At 69.7% G+C, this 20,683-nt stretch carries 19 protein-coding genes; 14 read left to right on the forward strand and 5 right to left on the reverse strand.

Annotated features, from left to right (window positions below):
- Window positions 1-54 precede the first annotated feature (54 nt).
- Both ACZ43N_RS01600 and ACZ43N_RS01605 read left to right on the forward strand, forming a co-directional pair.
- The gene (locus tag ACZ43N_RS01600) at window positions 55-780 is read left to right on the forward strand and encodes an exonuclease domain-containing protein (protein WP_468094322.1); all 726 of its coding nucleotides are present in this window, start codon (window positions 55-57) and stop codon (window positions 778-780) included.
- Between the two features lie 54 nt (window positions 781-834).
- The gene (locus tag ACZ43N_RS01605) at window positions 835-1,302 is read left to right on the forward strand and encodes a GNAT family N-acetyltransferase (protein ID WP_468094323.1); all 468 of its coding nucleotides are present in this window, start codon (window positions 835-837) and stop codon (window positions 1,300-1,302) included.
- Between the two features lie 9 nt (window positions 1,303-1,311).
- On the opposite strand, the gene ACZ43N_RS01610 is transcribed toward ACZ43N_RS01605, so the two are convergent.
- Entirely contained in the window at window positions 1,312-2,175 is an 864-nt protein-coding gene (locus tag ACZ43N_RS01610; protein ID WP_468094324.1) for a phosphotransferase enzyme family protein, read from the reverse strand.
- A 153-nt stretch (window positions 2,176-2,328) separates the two neighbouring features.
- Here ACZ43N_RS01610 and ACZ43N_RS01615 point away from each other — a divergent pair, with 153 nt between their 5' ends.
- The 5 genes from ACZ43N_RS01615 (at window position 2,329) to ACZ43N_RS01635 (ending at window position 7,843) form a co-directional block, all read left to right on the forward strand.
- Window positions 2,329-3,276: a carbohydrate ABC transporter permease gene (locus ACZ43N_RS01615; RefSeq protein ID WP_468094325.1), complete on the forward strand. Its 948-nt coding sequence runs from the start codon at window positions 2,329-2,331 to the stop codon at window positions 3,274-3,276.
- Window positions 3,273-4,106, forward strand: a complete 834-nt coding sequence (locus ACZ43N_RS01620; RefSeq protein ID WP_468094326.1) for a carbohydrate ABC transporter permease — start codon at window positions 3,273-3,275, stop codon at window positions 4,104-4,106. Before ACZ43N_RS01615 ends, ACZ43N_RS01620 begins: the two co-directional genes overlap by 4 nt.
- Window positions 4,106-5,395 (forward strand): ABC transporter substrate-binding protein, encoded by a 1,290-nt coding sequence (locus ACZ43N_RS01625; protein WP_468094327.1) that lies wholly within the window; start codon window positions 4,106-4,108, stop codon window positions 5,393-5,395. Before ACZ43N_RS01620 ends, ACZ43N_RS01625 begins: the two co-directional genes overlap by 1 nt.
- Window positions 5,396-5,446: 51 nt before the next feature.
- Entirely contained in the window at window positions 5,447-6,640 is a 1,194-nt protein-coding gene (locus ACZ43N_RS01630) for a glycosyltransferase (RefSeq protein WP_468094328.1), read from the forward strand.
- A gap of 246 nt (window positions 6,641-6,886) precedes the next feature.
- Window positions 6,887-7,843, forward strand: coding sequence for a CDP-alcohol phosphatidyltransferase family protein (locus tag ACZ43N_RS01635; RefSeq protein ID WP_468094329.1), 957 nt, complete (start codon window positions 6,887-6,889; stop codon window positions 7,841-7,843).
- A 67-nt stretch (window positions 7,844-7,910) separates the two neighbouring features.
- Here ACZ43N_RS01635 and ACZ43N_RS01640 read toward each other — a convergent pair whose 3' ends face one another.
- Window positions 7,911-10,166, reverse strand: a complete 2,256-nt coding sequence (locus ACZ43N_RS01640; RefSeq protein WP_468094330.1) for an MMPL family transporter — start codon at window positions 10,164-10,166, stop codon at window positions 7,911-7,913.
- 259 nt (window positions 10,167-10,425) lie between these two features.
- On the opposite strand from ACZ43N_RS01640, the gene ACZ43N_RS01645 reads away from it, so the two are divergent.
- The gene (locus ACZ43N_RS01645) at window positions 10,426-10,977 is read left to right on the forward strand and encodes a DUF1697 domain-containing protein (protein WP_468094331.1); all 552 of its coding nucleotides are present in this window, start codon (window positions 10,426-10,428) and stop codon (window positions 10,975-10,977) included.
- A gap of 2 nt (window positions 10,978-10,979) precedes the next feature.
- Window positions 10,980-12,080 carry a ketopantoate reductase family protein gene (locus ACZ43N_RS01650; protein WP_468094332.1) on the forward strand — a complete coding sequence of 367 codons (1,101 nt, stop codon included), beginning with the start codon at window positions 10,980-10,982 and terminating at the stop codon, window positions 12,078-12,080.
- A gap of 110 nt (window positions 12,081-12,190) precedes the next feature.
- Here the strand turns inward: ACZ43N_RS01650 and solA are convergent, their stop codons facing one another.
- The 3 genes from solA to ACZ43N_RS01665 all read right to left on the reverse strand — a co-directional run bounded on the left by solA (window position 12,191) and on the right by ACZ43N_RS01665 (window position 15,703).
- The gene (gene solA / locus ACZ43N_RS01655) at window positions 12,191-13,336 is read right to left on the reverse strand and encodes an N-methyl-L-tryptophan oxidase (protein ID WP_468094333.1); all 1,146 of its coding nucleotides are present in this window, start codon (window positions 13,334-13,336) and stop codon (window positions 12,191-12,193) included.
- A gap of 19 nt (window positions 13,337-13,355) precedes the next feature.
- Complete coding sequence (locus tag ACZ43N_RS01660) at window positions 13,356-14,759, reverse strand: NAD(P)/FAD-dependent oxidoreductase (RefSeq protein WP_468094334.1); 1,404 nt, start codon at window positions 14,757-14,759, stop codon at window positions 13,356-13,358.
- A gap of 263 nt (window positions 14,760-15,022) precedes the next feature.
- Window positions 15,023-15,703 (reverse strand): haloacid dehalogenase type II, encoded by a 681-nt coding sequence (locus ACZ43N_RS01665; RefSeq protein WP_468094335.1) that lies wholly within the window; start codon window positions 15,701-15,703, stop codon window positions 15,023-15,025.
- Between the two features lie 249 nt (window positions 15,704-15,952).
- Between ACZ43N_RS01665 and ACZ43N_RS01670 the strand changes: the two genes are divergently transcribed.
- The 5 genes from ACZ43N_RS01670 to ACZ43N_RS01690 all read left to right on the forward strand — a co-directional run bounded on the left by ACZ43N_RS01670 (window position 15,953) and on the right by ACZ43N_RS01690 (window position 20,640).
- Window positions 15,953-16,639 (forward strand): GntR family transcriptional regulator, encoded by a 687-nt coding sequence (locus ACZ43N_RS01670; protein ID WP_468094336.1) that lies wholly within the window; start codon window positions 15,953-15,955, stop codon window positions 16,637-16,639.
- Window positions 16,640-17,392: 753 nt separating this feature from the next.
- Window positions 17,393-17,878 (forward strand): RidA family protein, encoded by a 486-nt coding sequence (locus ACZ43N_RS01675; protein ID WP_468094337.1) that lies wholly within the window; start codon window positions 17,393-17,395, stop codon window positions 17,876-17,878.
- 122 nt (window positions 17,879-18,000) lie between these two features.
- Complete coding sequence (locus ACZ43N_RS01680; RefSeq protein WP_468094338.1) at window positions 18,001-19,107, forward strand: alanine racemase; 1,107 nt, start codon at window positions 18,001-18,003, stop codon at window positions 19,105-19,107.
- Window positions 19,108-19,179: 72 nt separating this feature from the next.
- The gene (locus ACZ43N_RS01685; protein ID WP_468094339.1) at window positions 19,180-19,914 is read left to right on the forward strand and encodes an SDR family NAD(P)-dependent oxidoreductase; all 735 of its coding nucleotides are present in this window, start codon (window positions 19,180-19,182) and stop codon (window positions 19,912-19,914) included.
- Between the two features lie 339 nt (window positions 19,915-20,253).
- Complete coding sequence (locus ACZ43N_RS01690) at window positions 20,254-20,640, forward strand: aldehyde dehydrogenase family protein (RefSeq protein ID WP_468094340.1); 387 nt, start codon at window positions 20,254-20,256, stop codon at window positions 20,638-20,640.
- The last annotated feature ends 43 nt before the right edge of the window (window positions 20,641-20,683 follow it).

The raw sequence follows: 20,683 nt of genomic DNA on the forward strand, positions 1-20,683 counted from the left end.
GCATGCGATGGTGGTGGCCACTGGGGGAAAGCACCACCAAGAAGGGGGGCCAGCATGGGTTGGCACCGGCAGCTGCTGATCGGCTTCGACCTGGAGACGACCGGGACGGACCCGCGCGAGGCGCGCATCGTCACCGGGGCGGTGATCGAGGTCACGGACGGGGAGCCGGTCGGCCACCGGGAGTGGCTCGCCGACCCGGGCATGGAGATCCCGGAGGAGGCGGTGGCGGTGCACGGCATCACCAACGCCCGCGCGACGGCCGAGGGCAGACCCGCCGACCAGGTCGCCGACGCCATCGCCGACGTCCTCGTCTCCTACTGGAAGACCGGCGTCCCGGTCGTGGCGTACAACGCGGCCTTCGACCTCACCCTGCTCTCCGCGGAGCTGCGCCGCCACGGCCTGCCGTCCCTGCGGGACCGCCTGGGCGGCCTGGACCCCGCCCCGGTCATCGACCCGTACACCATCGACCGCTCGGTGGACCGCTACCGCCGGGGCAAACGCAACCTCGAAGCGGTCTGCGCCGAGTACGGCGTCCCCCTCGACGCCGCGCACGACGCCTCCGCCGACGCCCTGGCCGCCGCCCGGCTCGCCCGGGCGATAGCCGACCGCCACCCCAAGGTGGCCGCCCTCGGCCCCGCCGAGCTGCACCGCCGCCAGATCGAGTGGTACGCCGAATGGGCGGCCGACTTCCAGGACTTCCTCCGCCGCAAGGGCAACGCGGACGCGGTGGTGGACGCGACATGGCCGCTGCGTGAGCCGGCGGACGAAACGGTCCGATAGACCGACCACCCTGACCGGCCCGCCCCGCACCGACCGAGGGAGTGAGCAGCCCGGATGATTGCTCTGCGTGAGACACAGGACAGCGACCTGCCCCACTTCTGGGCACACCAGTCCGACCCGGTCGCACAGCACGCCGCCGCCTTCACCGGCAAGTACCACTACGACCGGGCGGAGTTCGACGCCCACTGGGCGAGGATCAGCGCCGACCCCGGCATCGTGCAGCGCACGATCCTGGCCGACGACGAGGTGGTCGGCCTCATCGCGGTCTTCGGCCCGCCGGACGAACGCGAGGTCACCTACTGGATCGACCGCGCCCACTGGGGCCGGGGCATCGCCACCGCGGCCCTGACCGCCTTCCTGGACCTCGTCCCGGACCGGCCGCTGTACGCCCACGCCGCCGCCGACAACAACGGCTCGGTCCGCGTCCTTCGCAAGTGCGGGTTCGTCGTCACCGGCCATGACCGCGGCTTCGCCCTGGCCAGGGCGGCCGAGATCGACGAAGTGGCCCTCACCCTGACCTGACCCCCGCGGTCAGAAGGGATACCAGCGCACGGTCTCGTCCCCGTCCCGCAGCGAGGCGACCCGGCGTTCGAACTCGGCCAGTGCCCCGGGGTTGCTCGGCGCGTGCTGGGCGACCCAGGCACAGCTGGCCGTCTCGCGGGCACCGCGCAGCACGGAGCAGCCCTCCCAGGCGCGGACGTCCCAGCCGTAGGCGGCGGTGAAGGCGTCGTACTCCTCGGCCGGCAGCCCGTAGCGGTCGTGGGAGAGCGCCATGACGACGAGGTCGTGCTCGCGCAGATCGCCGGAGAAGGTCTCCAGGTCGACCAGGAGCGGCCCGTCGGGCCCGACATGGACGTTGCGGGGCAGGGCGTCACCATGGATGGGCCCCGGCGGCAGATGGGGCACGAGCGCTGCCGCGGCCGCCGTGAAGCCGTCCCGGCGTTCCCGTAGATATGCCGCGTCGGCCGGGTCGATGGCGTCGCCCGCGAGACGCAGCCAGCGCTCGACACCACCCAGCAGCTCCCGGCGCGGGAGGTCGACCTCGGGGGAGGGCAGTGCGTGGACCAGCCGCAGCAGTTCGGCCAAATCGCGGGCGCCCGCGGGCCGTACGGAGTCGGGCAGCCGGTGCCACACCGTCACCGGGTGACCGTCCACGAGCAGCGCCTCGGCCTCGGCGGCCCGCACCGCGGGTACGCCCGCTTCGGCGAGCCAGGCCGCGATCCGAAGCTCACGCCGGGCCCGGTCGAGGAGCTCGGCGTCGCGGCCCACCTTGACCACCAGGTCACCGGCGGCGAACACCGCGTTCTCACCCAGCGCGAGCAGCCGCGCGTCCCCGGCCGTGCCGGGCAGCACGCCCGACGCCACCAGGACGTCCCGCGCCCGTGCCTCGTCCATCCGTCCGCCTCCGTCTCCGGCCCTGTCCGTGGGGCGACGCTCCCTCGCGGGCGTCAGGTTCACGCCATTCCGGGGTCAGTCTCGCATTCGCACAGGTCGGACCGTGTGCGCGGTGCCTTGACGGCCTGTCATGCCCTCAGCACCATGACGGGCATGACCGTGGCGACCGCGACGCCGAAGCGTCCGCGACCGGCGAGGCGGCGCACATCGGCGGCGGACCGGGAGCGGCGCCCCCTGGACCACGGCGCCTGGTTCCTGGTGCTGCCCGCCCTGATCCCGATCCTGGTGCTGAGCGTCGGACCGCTGCTGTACGGGATCGCGCTGGCGTTCACCGACGCCCAGTCGGGCCGCACGGAGCCCACCGAGTGGATCGGCACCCTGAACTTCCAGGACCTGCTGCACGACGCGCTGTTCTGGGAGTCGTTCCGGATCGGGCTGCTGTGGGCGGTCGGGGTGACCGTGCCGCAGTTCCTGCTCGCCCTGGGGCTGGCCCTGCTGCTCAACGAGCGGTTACGGCTGCGCCGGCTGGCACGTGCCCTCGCGATCATCCCCTGGGCGATGCCCGAGGTGGTCGTCGGCATCATGTGGCGGCTGGTCTACAACCCCGACGCGGGCATCCTCAACGAGACGCTCCGCGACCTCGGTCTCGGCGACGGCCGCGACTGGCTGAGCGGACTGGCCACCGCCCTGCCCGCCGTCATCGTGGTCGGCGTCTGGGCGGGCATGCCCCAGACGACGGTCGCCCTGCTCGCCGGCCTGCAGAACACGCCCCGGGAACTCCATGAGGCCGCCGCGATGGACGGCGCGGGCGCCTGGCGCCGCTTCCGTGCGGTCACCTGGCCCGCCATCAGACCCGTCGCCCTCGCGATCACCGCCCTCAATCTCATCTGGAACTTCAACTCCTTCGCCCTGGTGTACGTCCTCACCAGTGGCGGGCCCGGCGGTCGGACCCGGCTGCCGATGCTCTTCGCCTACGAGGAGGCATTCCGCTACGGGCAGTTCGGGTACGCGGCGGCCATGGGCTGTGTGATGGTCGCGCTGATCTCGATCGTCCTCGCGTTCCATCTGGTGGGCCGGCTGCGGCGGGGTGGTGAGGCATGAGGACCGGCAGGGCGGCCCGCACGGGCCAGTACGCGGCGCTCCTCGCCTATCTCGTCTTCCTCGCGTTCCCCTTCCTCTGGCTGGTCTCCACCGCCTTCAAACCGGCCCGGGAACTGGGCAGCCTCCACCCGACGTGGATCCCCGACGACCCGACCCTCGGCAACTTCCGGCAGGCCTTCGACGAACAGCCGCTGCTGGACGCCGCGCTCAACTCGCTGGTCGCGGCGCTCGGCGCGGCCGTCGTCGCCGTCCTGGTCGCGACTCCCATGGCATACGTCATGGCCCGGCACCGCACCACGCTGGCGCGGATGGCGACCGGCTGGGTGGTGGTCAGCCAGGCGTTCCCGTTCGTGCTGGTGATCATTCCGCTGTTCCTGGTGCTGAAGAACCTCCGGCTGATCAACTCCGTGCCGGGACTGATCATGGTGTACGTGGTGTGGGCGCTGCCGTTCGCGCTGTGGATGCTCGTCGGCCACGTCAGGGCCGTGCCCGTCGAGCTGGAGGAGGCGGCGGCGGTCGACGGGGCCGGGAGGCTGCGGACCCTGGTGTCGGTGACGGCTCCGCTGCTGGCGCCCGGCATCGCGGCGACGGCGCTGTTCGCGTTCATCACCGCGTGGAACGAGTTCTTCTTCGCGCTGGTGCTGCTCAAGACCCCGGAGAAGCAGACCCTCCCGGTGGTCCTCACCCATTTCATCGGCGCCGAGGGCGTCGCCGATCTCGGCCCGCTGGCCGCCGCCGCGTTCCTCGCGACGCTGCCCTCGCTGGTCGTGTTCGCGCTCATCCAGCGACGGATCACGGGCGGCATGCTCGCAGGGGCGGTGAAGAGCTGATGCGCGGTCCCCGATGGCTCACGGCGGTGCTGCTGCTGTGTCTGCTCGCCGCCGGCTGCACGGCGGACGGCGGCGACGGCTCCGACGACGGCCGGGTCACCCTCCGCTTCCAGTCCCTGGCGTGGCAGGAGGAGTCCGTCGCCGTCAACAAGGAGCTGGTCCGGGAATGGAACGCCACGCATCCCGATGTCCGGATCGAGTACGTGCAGGGCAGTTGGGACAGCGTCCACGACCAGCTGCTCACCTCCTTCGAGGGCGGTGAGGCGCCGGACATCATCCACGACGCCTCCGACGACCTCGCGGACTTCGCCCACGGCGGCCATCTGGCCGATCTGCGGGGGCTGTTGTCCGAGCGGCTCAGTGCGGACATCCCGCGGCACAGCTGGGAGACGACGACCTTCGGGGACGGGATCTACGGGGTGCCGTTCCTCCAGGAGCCGAGGGTCCTGATCGCCAACGCGACCTGGCTCCGTGAGTCCGGCGTGCGCGTTCCGACCCCCGAGGACCCGTGGAGCTGGTCGGAGTTCCGGTCGGTCGCCGATGAGTTGAGCGGCGACGGGAAGTACGGCGTCGCCTGGCCGCTGAAGGACCCGGTGTCGGCCACGCTCAATCTGTCGCTGTCGGCGGGCGGACAGCTGTTCCATCGGGGTGCCGACGGGAAGGTCGAGGTCCGTTTCGAGGCGGCCGACGCGGTCATGCCGAGGACCGTGCACTACGGGGTGAACACTGACCGGAGCGCGTCGGCCACCACGCTCGGCATGGGCGGCTCCGACACCCTGCCCGGCTTCTTCGCGGGCAGGTACGCGATGGTCCCGCTCGGCTTCTCCTACCGTCAGCAGATCGTCCAGCAGGCGCCCGAGGGGTTCGACTGGCAGGTGCTGCCCGCCCCCGCCGGCGCCGCGGGCCTCGCCCAGGGCGTCAGTCCGCAGACCCTCTCCGTCGCCGAGGACAGCCCCCACAAGAAGGAGGCCGCCGCCTTCGTCGACTTCCTCCTCCGGCCGCCGAACATGGTCCGCCTCGCCCTCGGTGACTGGATGCTGCCGACCGGCACCGAGGCCCTGAAGGACCCGGCCCTGCACACCACCGAGCACGACTGGGCCACCGGCACGGCCCTCGCCGCGCACCTCCGTTCCGCGCCCGCCCAGTCCGTGCGCGGCTACCCGGAGTGGAAGGACAAGGTGGCCACGCCCGCCTTCCAGGAGTACTACAGCGGCGCCATCGACCTCGGCGAACTGCGCTCCCGCCTGGAGGAGGACGGAAACCTGGTCCTGGCCCGCTACCAGCGCTGAGCGCCGAAAATAAAGTTGCACGAGACGTATCGTCTCGCCTAGGGTCCTCGTATGACCTCCCACATCGCCATGTTCTCCATCGCCGCCCACGGCCACGTGAACCCGAGCCTCGACGTGATCCGGGAGCTGGTCGCACGCGGGCACCGCGTCACGTACGCGATCCCGCCGGCGTTCGCCGAGAAGGTGACCGCCACCGGCGCCGAACCCAAGCTGTGGCACTCGACGCTGCCCGGCCCCGACGCCGACCCCTCGGCCTGGGGGAGCGAACTGCTCGACAACGTGGAGCCCTTCCTCGACGACGCGATCCAGGCCCTGCCGCAGCTCGCCGCGGCGTACGAGGGCGACGAACCCGACCTCGTGCTGCACGACATCACCGCCTACCCGGCGCCCGTCCTCGCCCACCGCTGGGGCGTCGAGGCGATCTCGCTCTCCCCGAACCTGGTCGCCTGGGACGGCTACGAGGAGGAGGTCGCCGAGCCGATGTGGGCCGAGCCGAAGAAGACCGAGCGCGGCAAGGCGTACTACGCCCGCTTCCGGGCCTGGCTGGACGAGAACGGGATCACCGCACACCCGGACGACTTCGTCGGCCGCCCCGCCCGCTCCCTGGTCCTCATCCCGAAGGCGCTCCAGCCACACGCGGACCGGGTCGACGAGAGCCGGTACACCTTCGTCGGCGCCTGTCAGGGCGACCGCTCCGCGCAGGGCGACTGGCAGCGGCCCCCCGGTGCCGAGAAGGTGCTCCTCGTGTCACTCGGTTCGGCCTTCACCAAGCAGCCCGACTTCTACCGCGAGTGCGTCGGGGCCTTCGGCGACCTGCCGGGCTGGCACCTGGTGCTCCAGGTCGGACGCCATGTCGACCCGGCCGAACTGGGCGAGATCCCGGCCAACGTCGAGGTCCGGGACTGGGTGCCGCAACTGGCGGTCCTGGAGCAGGCCGACGCCTTCATCACCCACGCGGGCGCGGGCGGCAGTCAGGAGGGGCTCGCCACCGCCACGCCCATGGTCGCCGTACCGCAGGCCGTCGACCAGTTCGGCAACGCCGACATGCTCCAGTCCCTCGGTGTCGCCCGCCACCTCCCCATGGAGGAGGTGACGGCCGCGACCCTGCGTGAGGCGGTGCTCGCCCTCGTCGACGACCCCGACGTGGCGCGCAGGCTCAAGGAGGTGCGGGAGGAGATGGCGCGGGAGGGCGGCACCCGGCGGGCCGCCGATCTCATCGAGGCCGCGCTCAGGGCCCGGCCATAGTGAGACGATGCAGGAAAAAGCAGGACGGTTGCGTCTCTACCGTGAAGTCTCGGCGCAATTCAGGTAACGATCCGGTCGCTTCATAACGCTCGGGTAACGCCCGTCCTGCGGGGTGAGCGCACTGACCCTGTTGCCGAGTACGACCGTTACCCCTTCCGAAAGGTTGCACTCGGCACATCTTGTACCTCGGGTGAACGGCTTCCAAGCTGGCCTTGAACTCACTTCGAACGCCAGGGAAGTTGACCCATGCGCCGAGACATACCCGACCTCGCAGAGGTGCGCCGCGTCACGCAGAAGAAGCGTGACGCCTGGTGGACCGTGCTTCTCGTCGACCCGGTCGCCACACCGCTGGTACGGCTCACGGCGAAATACACGAGGATCACGCCCAACCAGCTGACCTGGGGCGCCTTCCTGCTCGGCCTGGTGTCCGCGGCCTTCTTCGCCCTCGGCGACTGGCGCTGGCTGATCGCCGGCGCCGTCGTCTACCACCTGAGCTTCATCCTCGACTGCATGGACGGCAAGGTCGCCCGGCTCACCGGCCAGGGCTCCGTGTTCGGCGCCTGGCTCGACTTCGTCTTCGACCGCATCCGGGTGGCGGCGTGTGCGGTGGCCCTGATGGCCGGGCAGTACCACCGCACGGGCGACACCCTCTACATCTGGCTCGCCGCCGCCATCATCGGCTGCGACGCGCTGCGCTACATCAACTCCCTGGAGACCTTCAAGGTCCGCCACACCATGCGCAAGCAGATCAAGGCCCGGCTCCGCGAGGCCCGCCGCGCCGAGAACGAGCGCGAACTCGCCTTCATGGAGGACCTGCTCCGCGAGAACCCCGAGGCCGACATCGAGCAGGACCTGCGCACGGTGACCGCCGAGGCCGTCCAGACCGCGCCCCAGGCCCAGGTCGTCGACCTCCACCAGGAGTTCCGCCGCCGCTTCCCGGCCTATCTGCGCGTACGGTCCTTCCTGCTGCGCCACCGCGTCCGTCCCCATCTGATCAGCGGTATCGAGTTCCAGATGGGGGTCTTCATGGTCGGCCCGCTGGTCGACTCGGTGCTGTCGGCGACCATCGTCTCCGGCGTCCTGCTCCTCGTCTTCGAGCTGGCCATCATCTACAAACTGCTGCTCTCGACCCGGGACTTCACCCGCACGATCGACTCCTTCGACCGCGAGAACGTCACCGAGACGATCACCAGGGCGGCCTGACCGCCGAACGGCGCGGAACGGGCCGGGGTGCGCACCGCACCCCGGCCCCCGTGCACGGGACGGCCCGTCAGACCCGTACCGTGTCGTCCTCCCGGGACACCGGGACCGGCTCCGGCGACTCGTCGTGGGTGAGGTCCGGGAGGCGGTGCAGCCACTTCGGCAGGTACCAGTTGCGTTCGCCGAGCAGGGCCATCACCGCCGGGAGGAGCACACCCCGGATGATGGTCGCGTCGATGAGCACGGCGGCCGCGAGGCCCACGCCCATCTGCTTCATGGACTGCATGGACAGCGTCCCGAAGATCGCGAAGACGGCGACCATGATGACGGCGGCGCTGGTCACGACCCCCGCCGTGGTCACCACACCGTGCTGGATCGCGTCCTTCGTCGTACGGCCCCTCAGCCGCGCCTCCCGGATCCGCGAAACAACGAACACGTGGTAGTCCATCGACAGACCGAAAAGGATCACGAAGAGGAACAGCGGCAGCCAGGTGATGATGGCGCCCACACCCTCCGCGCCCACCAGCGAGGCGCCCCAGCCGTGCTGGAAGACCGCGACGAGGATGCCGTACGCGGCACCCACCGACAGCAGGTTCAGCACGATCGACGTGACCGCGACGGTCAGCGAGCGGAACGACAGCAGCATCAGGCCGAAGGCGAAGACCACCACGAACCCGAAGACCGGAACGACCGCCCCGCCCAGCTGGTCGTTGAAGTCCTTCGAACCGGCGACCTGCCCGGTGATCGGCGCCTCGACGCCGTCCACCTTCCCGAGCGTGGCCGGCCGCACCTCGTCCCGCAGCTTGTCCAGGCTCTCGCCCGCCTTGTCGAGGTCGGAGCCGCCGACCAGCGGGACGTACACGAAGGCGACGTTCTGCTCGTCGTGCAGTTTGATGTCGACCGGGCCGCGCGAGGCACCCGAACTGACCGCACGCTCACGGAAGTCGGCCAGCGCCGCCTTCACCTCGGCGGAGTTGATGTCGTTCGCCTTGACGACCACCTCGGCCGGCTCGGAGCCGCCCGGGAACGCCTCGTTGACCCGGTTGTACGTCTGCACGATGGGCAGCGAGTCGCCGAACTCCTGGTCCAGCGTGAGGTTCTGCGTCTTCATGCCGACGGCGGGAGCCGCGACGGCGAGCAGGGCGCCGGCCGCGACGACGGTCGATATGACCGGCCGCGCCAGCACTCCCTTGAGGACGGCCGTCCAGAACCGGCTCTCGCGGTTCACGCCGCCCCGGTTGCGGCGGAGCTTGCTCTGCGGGTGCAGGAAGGGGATCTTGCCCTTCTCGACCCGCTCGCCCAGCAGCGACAGCAGCGCGGGCAGCACGGTCACCGACCCGACCATGGCGACCGCCACCACCATCAGCGAGGCCAGGCCCATCGCCTCGAACTCGGCGAGACCGGTGAACAGCATGCCCGCCATCGCCACACACACCGTGACACCGGAGACGATGATCGCGCGACCACTGGTGGCGGCGGCGACCCTGAGGGCGGTCTGCGCGTCGCGGCCGGCCTCGCGCTCCTCGCGCTCGCGCCGCAGATAGAACAGGCAGTAGTCGACGCCGACGGCCAGACCCACCAGCAGCATCACCGAGTTGGCGGTGTCGCTCATCGGCATCGCATGGCTGACGATGGCCATCAGGCCCATCGTCGCCATGATCGCGGTGATCGCCAGCGCGACCGGCAGCAGGGCCGCCACGACCGCGCCGAAGGCGATCAGCAGGATGCCGAGGGCGACGGGCACGGCGGAGTACTCGGCCTTCTGGAAGTCGTCCCCGAACGCGTCGTCGAACGTCTTCATCATGCTGGCGCCGCCGATCTCCTCGACCCGCACCTGCCCGTGCTCCTTCTGCACCCCCTCGACGGCCTTCAGCACCGGCTCGATGCGCTCACCGGCGGTCTCCGAGTCGCCCTTCACATCGAACTGCACGAGCGCGCTGCGCCCGTCCTTCGAAATGGTCCCCGTGTCGTAGGGCGAGGTGATGCCGCCGGCCTGACCGGTACCGTCGACGGCCTTGATCACCGCGTCCACGGCGGCCCGGAACTCCGCGTCCGTGGCCTTGAGCCCCTTGTCCTTCGCCTGGATCAGGACCGACTCGCTCGCCGGTTCCTCGATCCCCGCCTCCTCGACGATGTGGGCGGCCGTACTGGTCTCGCCCTTGAGCTGGTCGCTGTCCCGGACGTCGACCCGGCCCGCCGCCGAGCCGATCCCCATCGCCAGGACGACGAACAGCAGCCAGATCCCCACGGCCGCCCATCGGTGCCGGGCGCTCCAGCCACCGGCCCGGGCGGCGATTCCCCGCACCCGTATGTCTCCGTTCCCCATGACGGGCAAGCCCCCTCGTGAGCGGTGGCGACCCCCTGCCGCCACCTTCCGTCTCGAAGGTATGGGCCACATAAACCCATCTCGTCGTGCTGTTCGGTGAACCCGGGCCCCGGAGCCTCCACCCCTCGGACCCCGTCGCCTCCCCACCAGGGAGGACGGTGACCCCTTACACCTATCCCGCGCTCTCGGGGCCTCGCATCAGGGGCGCACCCACCTCGGCAGGGCGTACGACCGGCGTCGACGTGCCTATCGTGAGTCCATGACGACGTACGCCGCGCTGCTGCGCGGAATCAACGTGGGCGGCAGCAAGAAGGTCCCGATGGCCGACCTCCGCACGCTGCTGACGGGCCTCGGGCACGACGCGGTGGCCACCTATCTCCAGAGCGGCAACGCGGTCTTCACCAGCGACCACGGCGACGAGGACTCCCTCGCCGCCGAGATCGCCGCCGCCATCGAGAAGCACTTCGGCTTCACCGTGGACGTCCTGGTGCGCGACCACGCCTATCTGGAGGCGGTACGGGCCGCCTGCCCGTTCCCGGCGGCCGAGCTGGAGGGCAAGCAGCTGCACGTGACCTACTTCTCCGAGCAGGTGGGGGAGGACCGCTTCGCCGGACTCGACCGGTCCGCCTTTCTGCCCGAGGAGTTCAGGCTCGGCGACCGGTCGCTGTACCTGTACACCCCCGAGGGCCTCGGCCGCTCCAAGCTGGCGGAAGCGCTGTCGAAGCCGCGCCTGCTGAAGGGTCTGATCGCGACCACGCGCAACTGGAACACCGTCGTGAAGATGGCCGAGCTGACCTCGACCGGGAGCTGACCATGCGTTACCTCGTCATCGGAGCCGGCGCGGTGGGCGGCGCGATAGGCGGGCGCCTGGCCCAGGCCGGCCATGAGGTCGTGCTCGTCGCCCGCGGCGTCCAGTACACGGCCCTGCGCGAACGCGGCCTCCGTCTCAGGACCCCGGACGGCGACCACACCTATCCCCTCCCCACGGTGGACGGGCCCGCCGCACTCGGCGAGCTCCGTCCCGACGACGTCCTCCTCCTCGCCGTGAAGACCCAGGACACCGAGGCGGCCCTCGCGGCCTGGGGGCCCGCGCCAGTGGCCGACGGCGGCACGGCGGCCGAGCGTCTTCCCCTGGTCTGCGCCCAGAACGGCGTGGAGAGCGGACGGCTCGCCCTGCGCCGCTTCCGGCGCGTGTACGGCGTCTGCGTATGGCTGCCCGCCACCTTCGTGGAGCCGGGCGTCGTGTCGGCAGCAGGCACCCCGCTCACCGGCATGCTCCACCTGGGCCGCCACCCCCACGGCACCGACGAGACCGCCCACCTCATCGCCGCCGACCTGGAGACGTCCCGGTTCGAGGCCCCCGTCGTACCGGACGTCCAGCGTTGGCAGTACGCCAAACTGCTGGGGAACCTGGGCAACGCCCTCGAGGCCCTGAGCGGCCCCGTCGAGGGCGAGGAGGCCAGGGCACTGTTCACCCGGGTGCGCGCCGAGGGCGAACGAGTGCTCGACGCCGCGGGGATCGTGTACACGAGCGTCGAGGAACAGCGGAGGGTCAGGGGCGACAAGATCACCCTGGTGCCGCTGGACGGCGCCCCGCGTGGCGGCGGCTCCTCCTGGCAGTCCCTCACCCGGGGCACCGGCACCATCGAGGCCGACCACCTCAACGGCGAGATCGTCCTGCTCGGCCGGCTGCACGGCGTACCGACCCCGCTGAACGAACTGCTGCAGCGCCTCGCGAACACCTTCGCCCGCGAGCGCAGGGCCGCCGGTTCGATGCCGGTGGCGGAACTGGTGCGGTTGGCGGACGAGGCGGAGCGGACGGTCCGGGCGGAGGGGACGGTTCGCGCGGAGGGGACGGAGAAGGCCGACCGGGACGGCCGCGTGTCGCGCGACGGGGGCAGGGAAGGGACGTAGAGCGGGAGGCGGGTCCCCGCCGTCGTGCCATCACGGTGGGGCGCCGGGCGCGTCGAAACGGTGTCAGCGCATCGGCCTCCGCTGCCGGCGGGAGGGACCGAGGCTGTGGGCTACCTGGTCTTGAACCGGTTCGGACGCATGAACTCCAGGCCTTCCATGGTCTGTTTGCCCAGTGCCTCGTGTGCGGCGATGTGGCCATAGGCGGTGGCCATTTTGAAGCCCTTTCCGGAGAATCCGGTGGCGCAGTAGATCCTGCTGTTCTCGTCCGCCCGGCCGAGGAGGGGGTGCCTGTCCTCGGTGAAGAGGTCGGGGAAGGCGTCGGAGCGCACGATGGTGGGGATCAGGCCGGGGAAGAACTCCGTGACGATGTCGGTGACCTTTTCGATTTCTTCCCGGGTGAGTTCTCGGGGCACGGAGTCCGGGTCGGGGGTTGCCCTTGCGCGCCCGGCCAGCGGTCCGTCCACCGATGCCTTGACCGTCACACCGTCGACGGCGGGTGCGCCGTACAGGGAGCGATCGTCGTACAGCCGGCTGAAGACGGGGAAGTTCTCCGGCGAGAACTGTGTGCCGTCCTGGGCGATGAACCAGGTCAGGACGAGCCGGTGGGTTTCCGTGACGGCCTTGAGGTGGTCGGGCATGAGCCGTCGGGACCAGCCGCCCGAGGCGACGATGACCTTCTCGAAGGTCCAGGTTCTGTCGCCGGAGGTGACGACCACGCCGTGGTCGGTTTCGGTGATGCTGTCCACGGGTGTGTTCTGCAGGACGGTGGCGCCGCCTGCCTGGGCCGCCGCGACGGCGGCGCTGACGGCGCGGTCGGTGCGCAGGACGCCGGCACGAGGGTCATGGACGGCGCAGTCGTCGGGGCGGAGGTTGTGCTGGGGGTAGCGTTCCGCCATCTCCTCCCGGCTGAGGACGCGGTGCTCGGCTCCGGTGGTACGCGTTGCTTCGAGGAGGCTGTTGATGAAGCTGCCGTTCGCCGTCCCGATGGACAGCCCTCCGGTAGGTATGAGGATGTCCTGCCCGGTTTCCGCTTCGAGCTCGGCCCACAGGCCGCGGGAGCGTTCGATGATGGGGTAGTAGTCGGGTCTGCCGAGGTAGACCATGCGGAACAGGCGGGTGTCCCCGCCCACGGCACTGCGGCCGTGGGCCGGGGTGGCAGCGTCGAAGCCCACTACCGAGTCGGAGAGCCGGGAGGCCTGCCACAGCGCCATGCTTCCGATGCTGCCCAGGCCGATGACAGCGAGTTGTGCGTCCATGTGAGCAGTTCCTTTGCGTTTACTCGTGAAGTCCGGCGAGCCGGCTGCCGAATCTGGCCAGCAGTGAGGTCTTGCTGGAACCCCTGCGCTCTTCCCACTGGTCGGCAATACCGAAGAGCCGGTACATGGCGTGAACGCCCAGCCAGCGGATGGGTTCCGGTTCCCACTTCCGTGCCCGGTAGCCGACCCAGGGCAGGATGGTCCGTTCGGTTTCCTTCTCGAAGGCGAGCTCCACGAGAGTCCTGCCGCCGACATAGGCTGCCGTGACACCGTGTCCCGCGTAGCCGGAGGACGACCCGATCCCCGCCGCCGGGTCCCAGAGCACGCCGCCGTTCCAGTCCCGCGTGACGCCCAGGACTCCCGACCAGGCGTGGTCCACCTCGAAGGGGATGCCCGGGAAGAAGGAACCGAGCTTGTGCGAGATCAGGTCGATGGTGGACTGGGCGGTCGCACCGGCTCCTCCCGTGCCGGACCGGAAGCGGTAGGGGACACCACGGCCCCCCATGGCGATACGGCCGTCCGACGTCCGCTGGGCGTAGATGAACGTGTGCGCGGAGTCGTTGAGGCACTGGGGCCCGTCCCAGCCGATCTGCTGCCACGCCTCCTCCGGCAGGGGCTTGGTCACGATCATCGAGGAATTGACCGGGATCAGGGTCCGGCTGCCGAGCAACTGTCCCGAATAGCCTTCGGTGCAGATGAACGTCTTCGCCGCGGTGACGCGTCCGTTCCCCAGGGTGAGCGTCTTGCTCTCGACACTGTCCACGCGGCTGCCCTCGTAGATGCTGACCCCCATGGAGGTCAGGGTGTCGGCGAGGCCGTGGACGAGTTTCGCTGGGTGGATCCGCGCGCAGTGCTTGTAGAAGAGCCCGCCGTGGACGGTGGAGATGTTGATCCGGCTACGGAACTCGTCCCGGTCGAGCAGGTGGACCTCGTCGTCGGTCAACCCGTACTTCAGGTCGGCATCACGCCTGGTGACAAGCCGGCCCAGCCCCGCCCTGGTGTGGGCGGCGACGAGCGCGCCGCCCTTGTGCTGATCGGCATCGATGCCCTCGTCCTGGAGGATGTCCAGGACGGAGTCGACACCGGCGACGAACTCCTGCTGCAGCGCCCGGCTCGCCTCCAGCCCTCCGCCGGCGCGGGCGAAGGTGGCACGGTTTCCCGGCGGCATGGCCGAGAGCCAGCCACCGTTGCGTCCTGACGCGCCGTAGCCGACCTGCTCGGCCTCGAAGACGGCGACCGAGAGCGACGGTTCGAGCTTCTTGGCGAAGTACGCCGCCCACAGACCGGTGTAGCCGCCGCCGACGATGGCCACGTCAACGAAGTCCTGGCCGGTGAAGCGGGGGAACGACGGCCTCCTCTCAGCCAGTTGGGCCACCCAGAAGCCGAGCTCTCCGTTTCGGGGTGGTGCCGCAAGCGCGTTCATGTGCGTCCTTCTCATGTGTCTGGGAACCGTGTGACCGGTGCTGGAAGGCGGTGCAGCCGCCGTTGCCGGGGCGAGTGCCCCCCCGTGAAGTACGAGGACTCAGACGATGCGAGGAAGAGCACGGCGTCGGCGATCTCCTCGGGGCCGGACCTGCAGCTCGAAGGGGGTTCCGAGGAGCGGAGTCGCGATGAGGCCCGGAGCGACGACGTGGACCTGGATGTTCCAGGGAGCCCATGCGATCGCCGCTCCCTTGCGAGCATGCGTCAGGGACGCGGGAGGCCGAAGAGAACCGGGAGGTCGGCGATGTCGGTGATCCGCTCGTAGCCGAGCCAGTGCTCGTCGTACTCGAATCCGCGGTCGACGTACACCTTGTTCTCGATGCCCATGACGGCTGCGGAGCGATGGTCGTACATCGGGCTCGCGGAGACGTGCACGATCTCGTCGGGTGTCACGCCGAGCTTGTCAAACATGTACTCGAACGCGCGAAGCCGTGGCTTGTAGACGCCCATCTCCTCGGCGCTGATGACGACCTCGAAGGGTGCCTTGAGGTTCTCCGCGAGGCGCACGGCGTGCTCGGTGTCGCTGTTCGTGATGATGACCAGCGGGACAGCCTCGGCCAGGCGGTTCAGCGCCTCGGTGACACCGGGGTACGGGCCCCAGGTGGGGATGCGCTCGTACACCGCCCGCGCCTCGTCCTCGCGGTACTCGAGACCGACGCTGCGCGAGGCGCGTTCCATGGAACGCGCGACGACCTGGTGGAACGGCTGGTACGCGCCCGTGCACTCGTCGATCCGGTACGCCTTGCAGATCCGCAGGTAATCATCGGCGACCTCGGCCGGCAGCCGGTCGCCCAGGACCTCACGCATCGTGTCGTTGATGCTGAACTTGATCAGCGTTCCATTCATGTCGAACGTCACGAACTTGGGCTTGAGATCGAATCCCACTGGTCCTCCTAGGGCTTCAGCGTGGCCGCTCTGTCGATTGTCGACCATTCGGTTGGTCGATTGTCGACCAAATGGGATGGGCTGTCAACGGCTTCAGGGGGACGCGGACGCCGCGACCTGTGAGCCGGAAGGTGCTGAGGGTCAGAGGATCTCCGTGCTGGACAACCGACTTCAGGTGTGGACGCAAAACCGGCGGAGGTATAGTCGACAAACGACCAAGTGGTCGGTAAGTACCGAGGGAGGCGGCGGGTGGGCCACAAGTTCGAGTGGCAGGAGCAGCGGACGACGACGCCGGAGGGCGTCTACCGGACACTGCGTGCCGCCATCCTCGACGGGACCGTACCTCCTGGTGGCCAGCTGCGCGAGGCGCACATCGCCGGGGATCTCGGCATCAGCCGGTCTCCGCTGCGCGAGGCGCTGACCAAGCTGGAGGAGGAAGGGCTCGTCGTCAAGATCCCCTACCGGGGGGCGTTCGTCGTAGAGGTGAGTGCTCGGGAGGTCGCCGAGATCGACTCGGTCCGGCTACGTGTCGAACCGTACGCCGCCGAGCTCTCGGCCGAAGCGCTGCGCGGCCCTGAGCGGCCCCAGCTGCTGCAAACCGTCGAGGATCTCCGCCGGGCAATGGAGAAGGACGACATCCCGGCCAGCATCGACGCGCACCTTCGCTTCCACCGGCTCTTCTACGACCTCTCGGGGCACGGCGTCCTGCAGAGTCTCTGGAACGGCTGGGAGACCAAGCTGCGCCTCCACCTCAGCGTCGATCACCGCACCTACAGCGACAACCCGCATCAACTGGTCGTCGAGCACGAGAGGTTGGCGACGGTCGCCCTGGAAGGCGACATCGACGCCTTCCGCCAGGAACTGGCTGCCCATTTCCCCATGGGGCTCCGAGCCCAGCCGGGAGATGCGGGGGAACGCCCGCCCAGGCATGGGTGAGGCCGTGCCGTCTGCGTGAGGTGTCCGAGCCGCTCGGCACCGTGACGGCGTAGACGAATGCGGAAGGTCAGGATCAAGCCGCCCGCACGGTCATCGCGGTTGTAGCCGATCTTGAGTGCCGGGTGCCGGGTGCCGGGTGCCGGGTGCCGGGTGCCGGGTGCCGGGCGCCGTGGGACGGGTAGGGGCGGCGAGGCGTTTACGACGGGGGGCTGTGCGGGCTGATCCGCTCTTCCGGCAGAGGGCGGCGCGGTCGGCTGGGGCCTCGCCCTGAGAACCCCCGCCAACCGGGTGTCATCGGCAGGCGAGGGTCTCCGGCTGCATGCCGTACGTGCGGCGTGAGTGCAGGAGCCGGCCCGCATGGCGCTGCCTGGCGGCCATGTCGCGCCGGGGCCCCTCCCTCGAGCAATCTCCCCACCCCCGCGCATACCGGACCGCCGTCTCCCGGGCGGCAGAGGCCCTCATCCGGCGAGCCGGAGCGCGGCGTCGGCCGTCGCTTCCAGCGGCGGCGAGTCGGGCCGCACGTGGTGTTCTGAGGTCGACCTCGAGGTTGAAGTCTGTATTGACAGTGCTCGACGGGCCCCCATATGGTCGACAAACGACAATGAGATGGCGGTTTTAAGCCGCAATACGCTGCTTTGTCGCCCCTGCTGCTCGAGGGAATGACCGAGTGCAGATGATCAAGATTCGTACCAAGTGGGTTCCCATGGCGAACTGCGTGGGTTTGTGCCCTGTTCCGTTCCAGGAGGTGGCCGAATGAGCCAGTCCGTGGCTCCGACGGCGAACACCGGCTCGGCTTCCGGTCGGCTTCAGGCCCTGGGTCTGGCCCTTCCCGAGCTCCGTGACAACCCGTACTACGTGCACCACCGGACGGTGGGCTCCAGCATTTACATCTCGGGCCAACTGCCTTACAAGGACGGCTGGTTGCTGGGTCAGGGGGTCGTCGGCCGGGACGTCGAGCTGGAGACGGCGCGGTCACTCGCCCGTCATGCCGTGCTCAACTGTCTGGCCGCCGCTGTGCTGGCAGTAGGAGATCTGGACCGGGTTCGGATCGTGCAGATGCTGGTCTTCGTGGCCAGTACGCCGGACTTCGGTGAGCAGTCGAACGTCGCCAGTGCGGCCAGTGAACTGCTCATCGAGGTGCTGGGCGAGAACGGACGACACGCTCGCACCGCGATCGGTGTCGCCGGGTTGCCGCTCAACAGTCCGGTCGAGATCCAGATGGTCTGCACCGCTGAGTAGACCGGGCCACACGGGGGGGCGTACGCAAGCGCGCGATGTCGCGGGCCGCGCGCGTTCGGCATCCAGGGGGAGACAGCACCCACGCCCCCGACCGTTCCAGGCAGAACCACAAGGAGGGCACCGTGAACCGGCTGCAACGAGCACTCGACGCTCTGATCGAGCGGATCGACACCCCCGCACCGATCGTGCTGGTCGACGTCATGCAGGGCAACATCGACCGCATACAGGGCTTCGCCGACCAGCACAACCTCATGGTCAGACCGCATGTCAAGACACACAAGTGCGTGGAGATCGGGCGACGCCAGATCGAGGCCGGCGCGGTCGGGATCACCGCGGGAAACGTCGGTGAGGCCGAGGTCTTCGCCGCGGCCGGATTCGACGACATCTTCCTCGCCTACCCGGTCTGGGCCGCGGGAACGAAGGGGCCCCGGATCCGCCGGCTCGCCGAGTCCGCCCGGCTGCGGGTCGGTGTCGACAACGTCGCGGCGATCGAGGCCCTCGCCGACGCGATGGGAGACGAACCGGACCGGCTGCAGGTCGTGGTCGAGGTCGACTGTGGCGCCCGTCGTTCCGGGGCGCCGCCCGAGGCCGCGGGCGATCTCGCGCTAGCGGCCCGCAAGCGCGGTCTGGTGCCGGTGGGAGTCTTCACCTATCCCGGTCACGGTGGCGTGGGTCGGGACGCTCGCCGACGCGCAGCCGAGGACCAGGAGGCCGCGCTCACCACCGCGGTACGCAGCCTCGACGGCGTCGGGGTCAGCGCTGAGGTGGTCAGCGCCGGCTCCACTCCCACCCTGGAGTTCTCCACCAGCAGCGTGATCACCGAGATCCGTCCCGGCGAGTATGTCTTCGGCGATCTGAACAACGCCCGGCTGGGCTCCTGCACCGAGGACCAGATCGCACTGTTCGTCGCCGGCACCGTGGTCAGCGACTGGGTCCCCGGCCAGGTCATCGTCGATGTGGGCAACAAGGCCCTCAGCAAAGAAGGCAGCCCCGAGATCGGCTACGGCGGCATCGCCGGCACGAAGGCGGTCCTGTCCAAGGTCAACGAGTATCACGGGTTCCTCCCGCTGCCGGACGGTGAGTTCCGCCCCAGCGTCGGCAGCGTCGTACCGGTCGTGCCGAACCACGTATGCCCGGTCGTCCTCGGTTTCGAGGAGCTGATCGTCACCGACAGCGCGGGCACGTCGCTGCAGCGGTGGCCGGTCGACGCCCGCGGATTCCTCAACTGACCGGCCCCGGGGACAAGACCCCGTGGCCGAACCCGCAACCCGACCGACCTCCCCCGCAATGGAGTGCCTGACATGAGACTCAACAACGTCACAGCCCTGGTGACCGGCGCCAGCAGTGGCATAGGGCAGGCGGTGAGTTCCCACTTCCGCCGCGAGGGAGCGCGGCTGCTGCTCACCGGCCGCAGGGAGCGACTCGACAGCGCTCAGCCCGACGACCTGTACGTTCCCGGAGACCTCAACGACGAGGCGTTCGTCGAGAGCCTGGCCAAGCAGGCCGCGGAGTCCTTCGGCAGCGTCGATGTCGTCGTCCTCAACCACGGCCTGCAGGCCGACGGTCCGCTCACCGAGATGACCTGCGACGATGCGAAGAGCGTGCTGGAGGGCAACCTGCTCAGCGCGTTCCTGGTGATGAAGCACTTCGCGCCGCTGATGCCCGAGGCAGGGGGTTCTTTCGTCTGCGTCAGTTCACGGCTGGGCATGGTCGGCATGGCTGGGCAGGTCTTGTATTCCGCCGCCAAGGGGGGCCTCATCATGCTCGCCAAGGGCGCGGCGATCGAATGGGCCCCGCGCAACATCCGTGTCAACGTCGTCGCTCCGGGCCTGACCGCCACCCCGATCATCGAAGCGGCGTTCCAGCGCAGGCCCGACCCCGAGGCCTACCGCCGCCAGCGCGAGAGCACGATCCCGCTCCGACGCCTCGCCACCCCCGAAGAAGTCGCTGACGCGGTGCTCTTCTTCGCATCGTCGGAGTCGTCATACGTGACCGGATCGGTCCTGACCGTTGACGGCGGGTACACCGCCTTCTGAACGCCTTGCTGGGCATCATGCGCAGCAACGGGCCGAACGACCTGCCGTCCATCTCGCCTTCCGACTTGGGCGATCGCCGATAGCAGCGTGATCGATCGACCACGAGTCGAGCGCTTGCCCCGATCGCCGCATTCGCATCGCGCCACCCACAGTGCACCCGGGCCGAGCACCGCATCCGTGCTCGCCGGCGTCTGCCCCGCGACACGCGCCCAAAGCGGCGCCGGCAACCAAAGCGGAACAACGCTTCCGTCCGCGTTCGCCACTCTGCACGCCCCCCGCACCTGCGAGGTAAAGCCCCGCACAGCTGGTCCCACGCGTCCCCAGATGAGGAGTATTGCCATGAGTGATGCCCACGGGCCGGGCCACTATGCCGCCCCGACCGTGCTGGACCACGTCCCCGCCGACGCCGCGATCATGCACGAGGAGGTCTTCGGACCCGTCGCCGCCATCCACCGGTTCTCCACCGAAGCCGAGGCGGTAGCGGTGGCCAACACCACCGAACACGGCCTCGCGTCGTACCTGATGACGTCCCACATCGACCGCGCCCGCCGGGTCGCCTCCCGTCTGCAGGCCGGCATGGTCGGCATCAACCGCGGCCTGGTCTCCGAGGTCGCGGCACCCTTCGGCGGGATCAAGCAGTCGGGCCTGGGCCGCGAAGGGGGGCCGGAGGGTCTCCACGAGTACCAGCAGCTCAAGTACCTGTCGCTGCCCGGCTTTCACACCTGAGCAAGCCGACATGAGTGCAGGGCTCACCACGTCCTGGCCGGGG

The organism is Streptomyces sp. NPDC030814 (assembly GCF_055572155.1).

Coding starts and splice junctions, on each gene's coding strand:
- ACZ43N_RS01600 (WP_468094322.1), top strand. CDS start 55: ATGGGTTGGCACCGGCAGCTGCTGATCGGCTTCGACCTGGAGACGACC.
- ACZ43N_RS01605 (WP_468094323.1), top strand. CDS start 835: ATGATTGCTCTGCGTGAGACACAGGACAGCGACCTGCCCCACTTCTGG.
- ACZ43N_RS01610 (WP_468094324.1), bottom strand. CDS start 2,175: ATGGACGAGGCACGGGCGCGGGACGTCCTGGTGGCGTCGGGCGTGCTG.
- ACZ43N_RS01615 (WP_468094325.1), top strand. CDS start 2,329: ATGACCGTGGCGACCGCGACGCCGAAGCGTCCGCGACCGGCGAGGCGG.
- ACZ43N_RS01620 (WP_468094326.1), top strand. CDS start 3,273: ATGAGGACCGGCAGGGCGGCCCGCACGGGCCAGTACGCGGCGCTCCTC.
- ACZ43N_RS01625 (WP_468094327.1), top strand. CDS start 4,106: ATGCGCGGTCCCCGATGGCTCACGGCGGTGCTGCTGCTGTGTCTGCTC.
- ACZ43N_RS01630 (WP_468094328.1), top strand. CDS start 5,447: ATGACCTCCCACATCGCCATGTTCTCCATCGCCGCCCACGGCCACGTG.
- ACZ43N_RS01635 (WP_468094329.1), top strand. CDS start 6,887: ATGCGCCGAGACATACCCGACCTCGCAGAGGTGCGCCGCGTCACGCAG.
- ACZ43N_RS01640 (WP_468094330.1), bottom strand. CDS start 10,166: ATGGGGAACGGAGACATACGGGTGCGGGGAATCGCCGCCCGGGCCGGT.
- ACZ43N_RS01645 (WP_468094331.1), top strand. CDS start 10,426: ATGACGACGTACGCCGCGCTGCTGCGCGGAATCAACGTGGGCGGCAGC.
- ACZ43N_RS01650 (WP_468094332.1), top strand. CDS start 10,980: ATGCGTTACCTCGTCATCGGAGCCGGCGCGGTGGGCGGCGCGATAGGC.
- solA (WP_468094333.1), bottom strand. CDS start 13,336: ATGGACGCACAACTCGCTGTCATCGGCCTGGGCAGCATCGGAAGCATG.
- ACZ43N_RS01660 (WP_468094334.1), bottom strand. CDS start 14,759: ATGAACGCGCTTGCGGCACCACCCCGAAACGGAGAGCTCGGCTTCTGG.
- ACZ43N_RS01675 (WP_468094337.1), top strand. CDS start 17,393: ATGAGCCAGTCCGTGGCTCCGACGGCGAACACCGGCTCGGCTTCCGGT.
- ACZ43N_RS01685 (WP_468094339.1), top strand. CDS start 19,180: ATGAGACTCAACAACGTCACAGCCCTGGTGACCGGCGCCAGCAGTGGC.
- ACZ43N_RS01690 (WP_468094340.1), top strand. CDS start 20,254: ATGAGTGATGCCCACGGGCCGGGCCACTATGCCGCCCCGACCGTGCTG.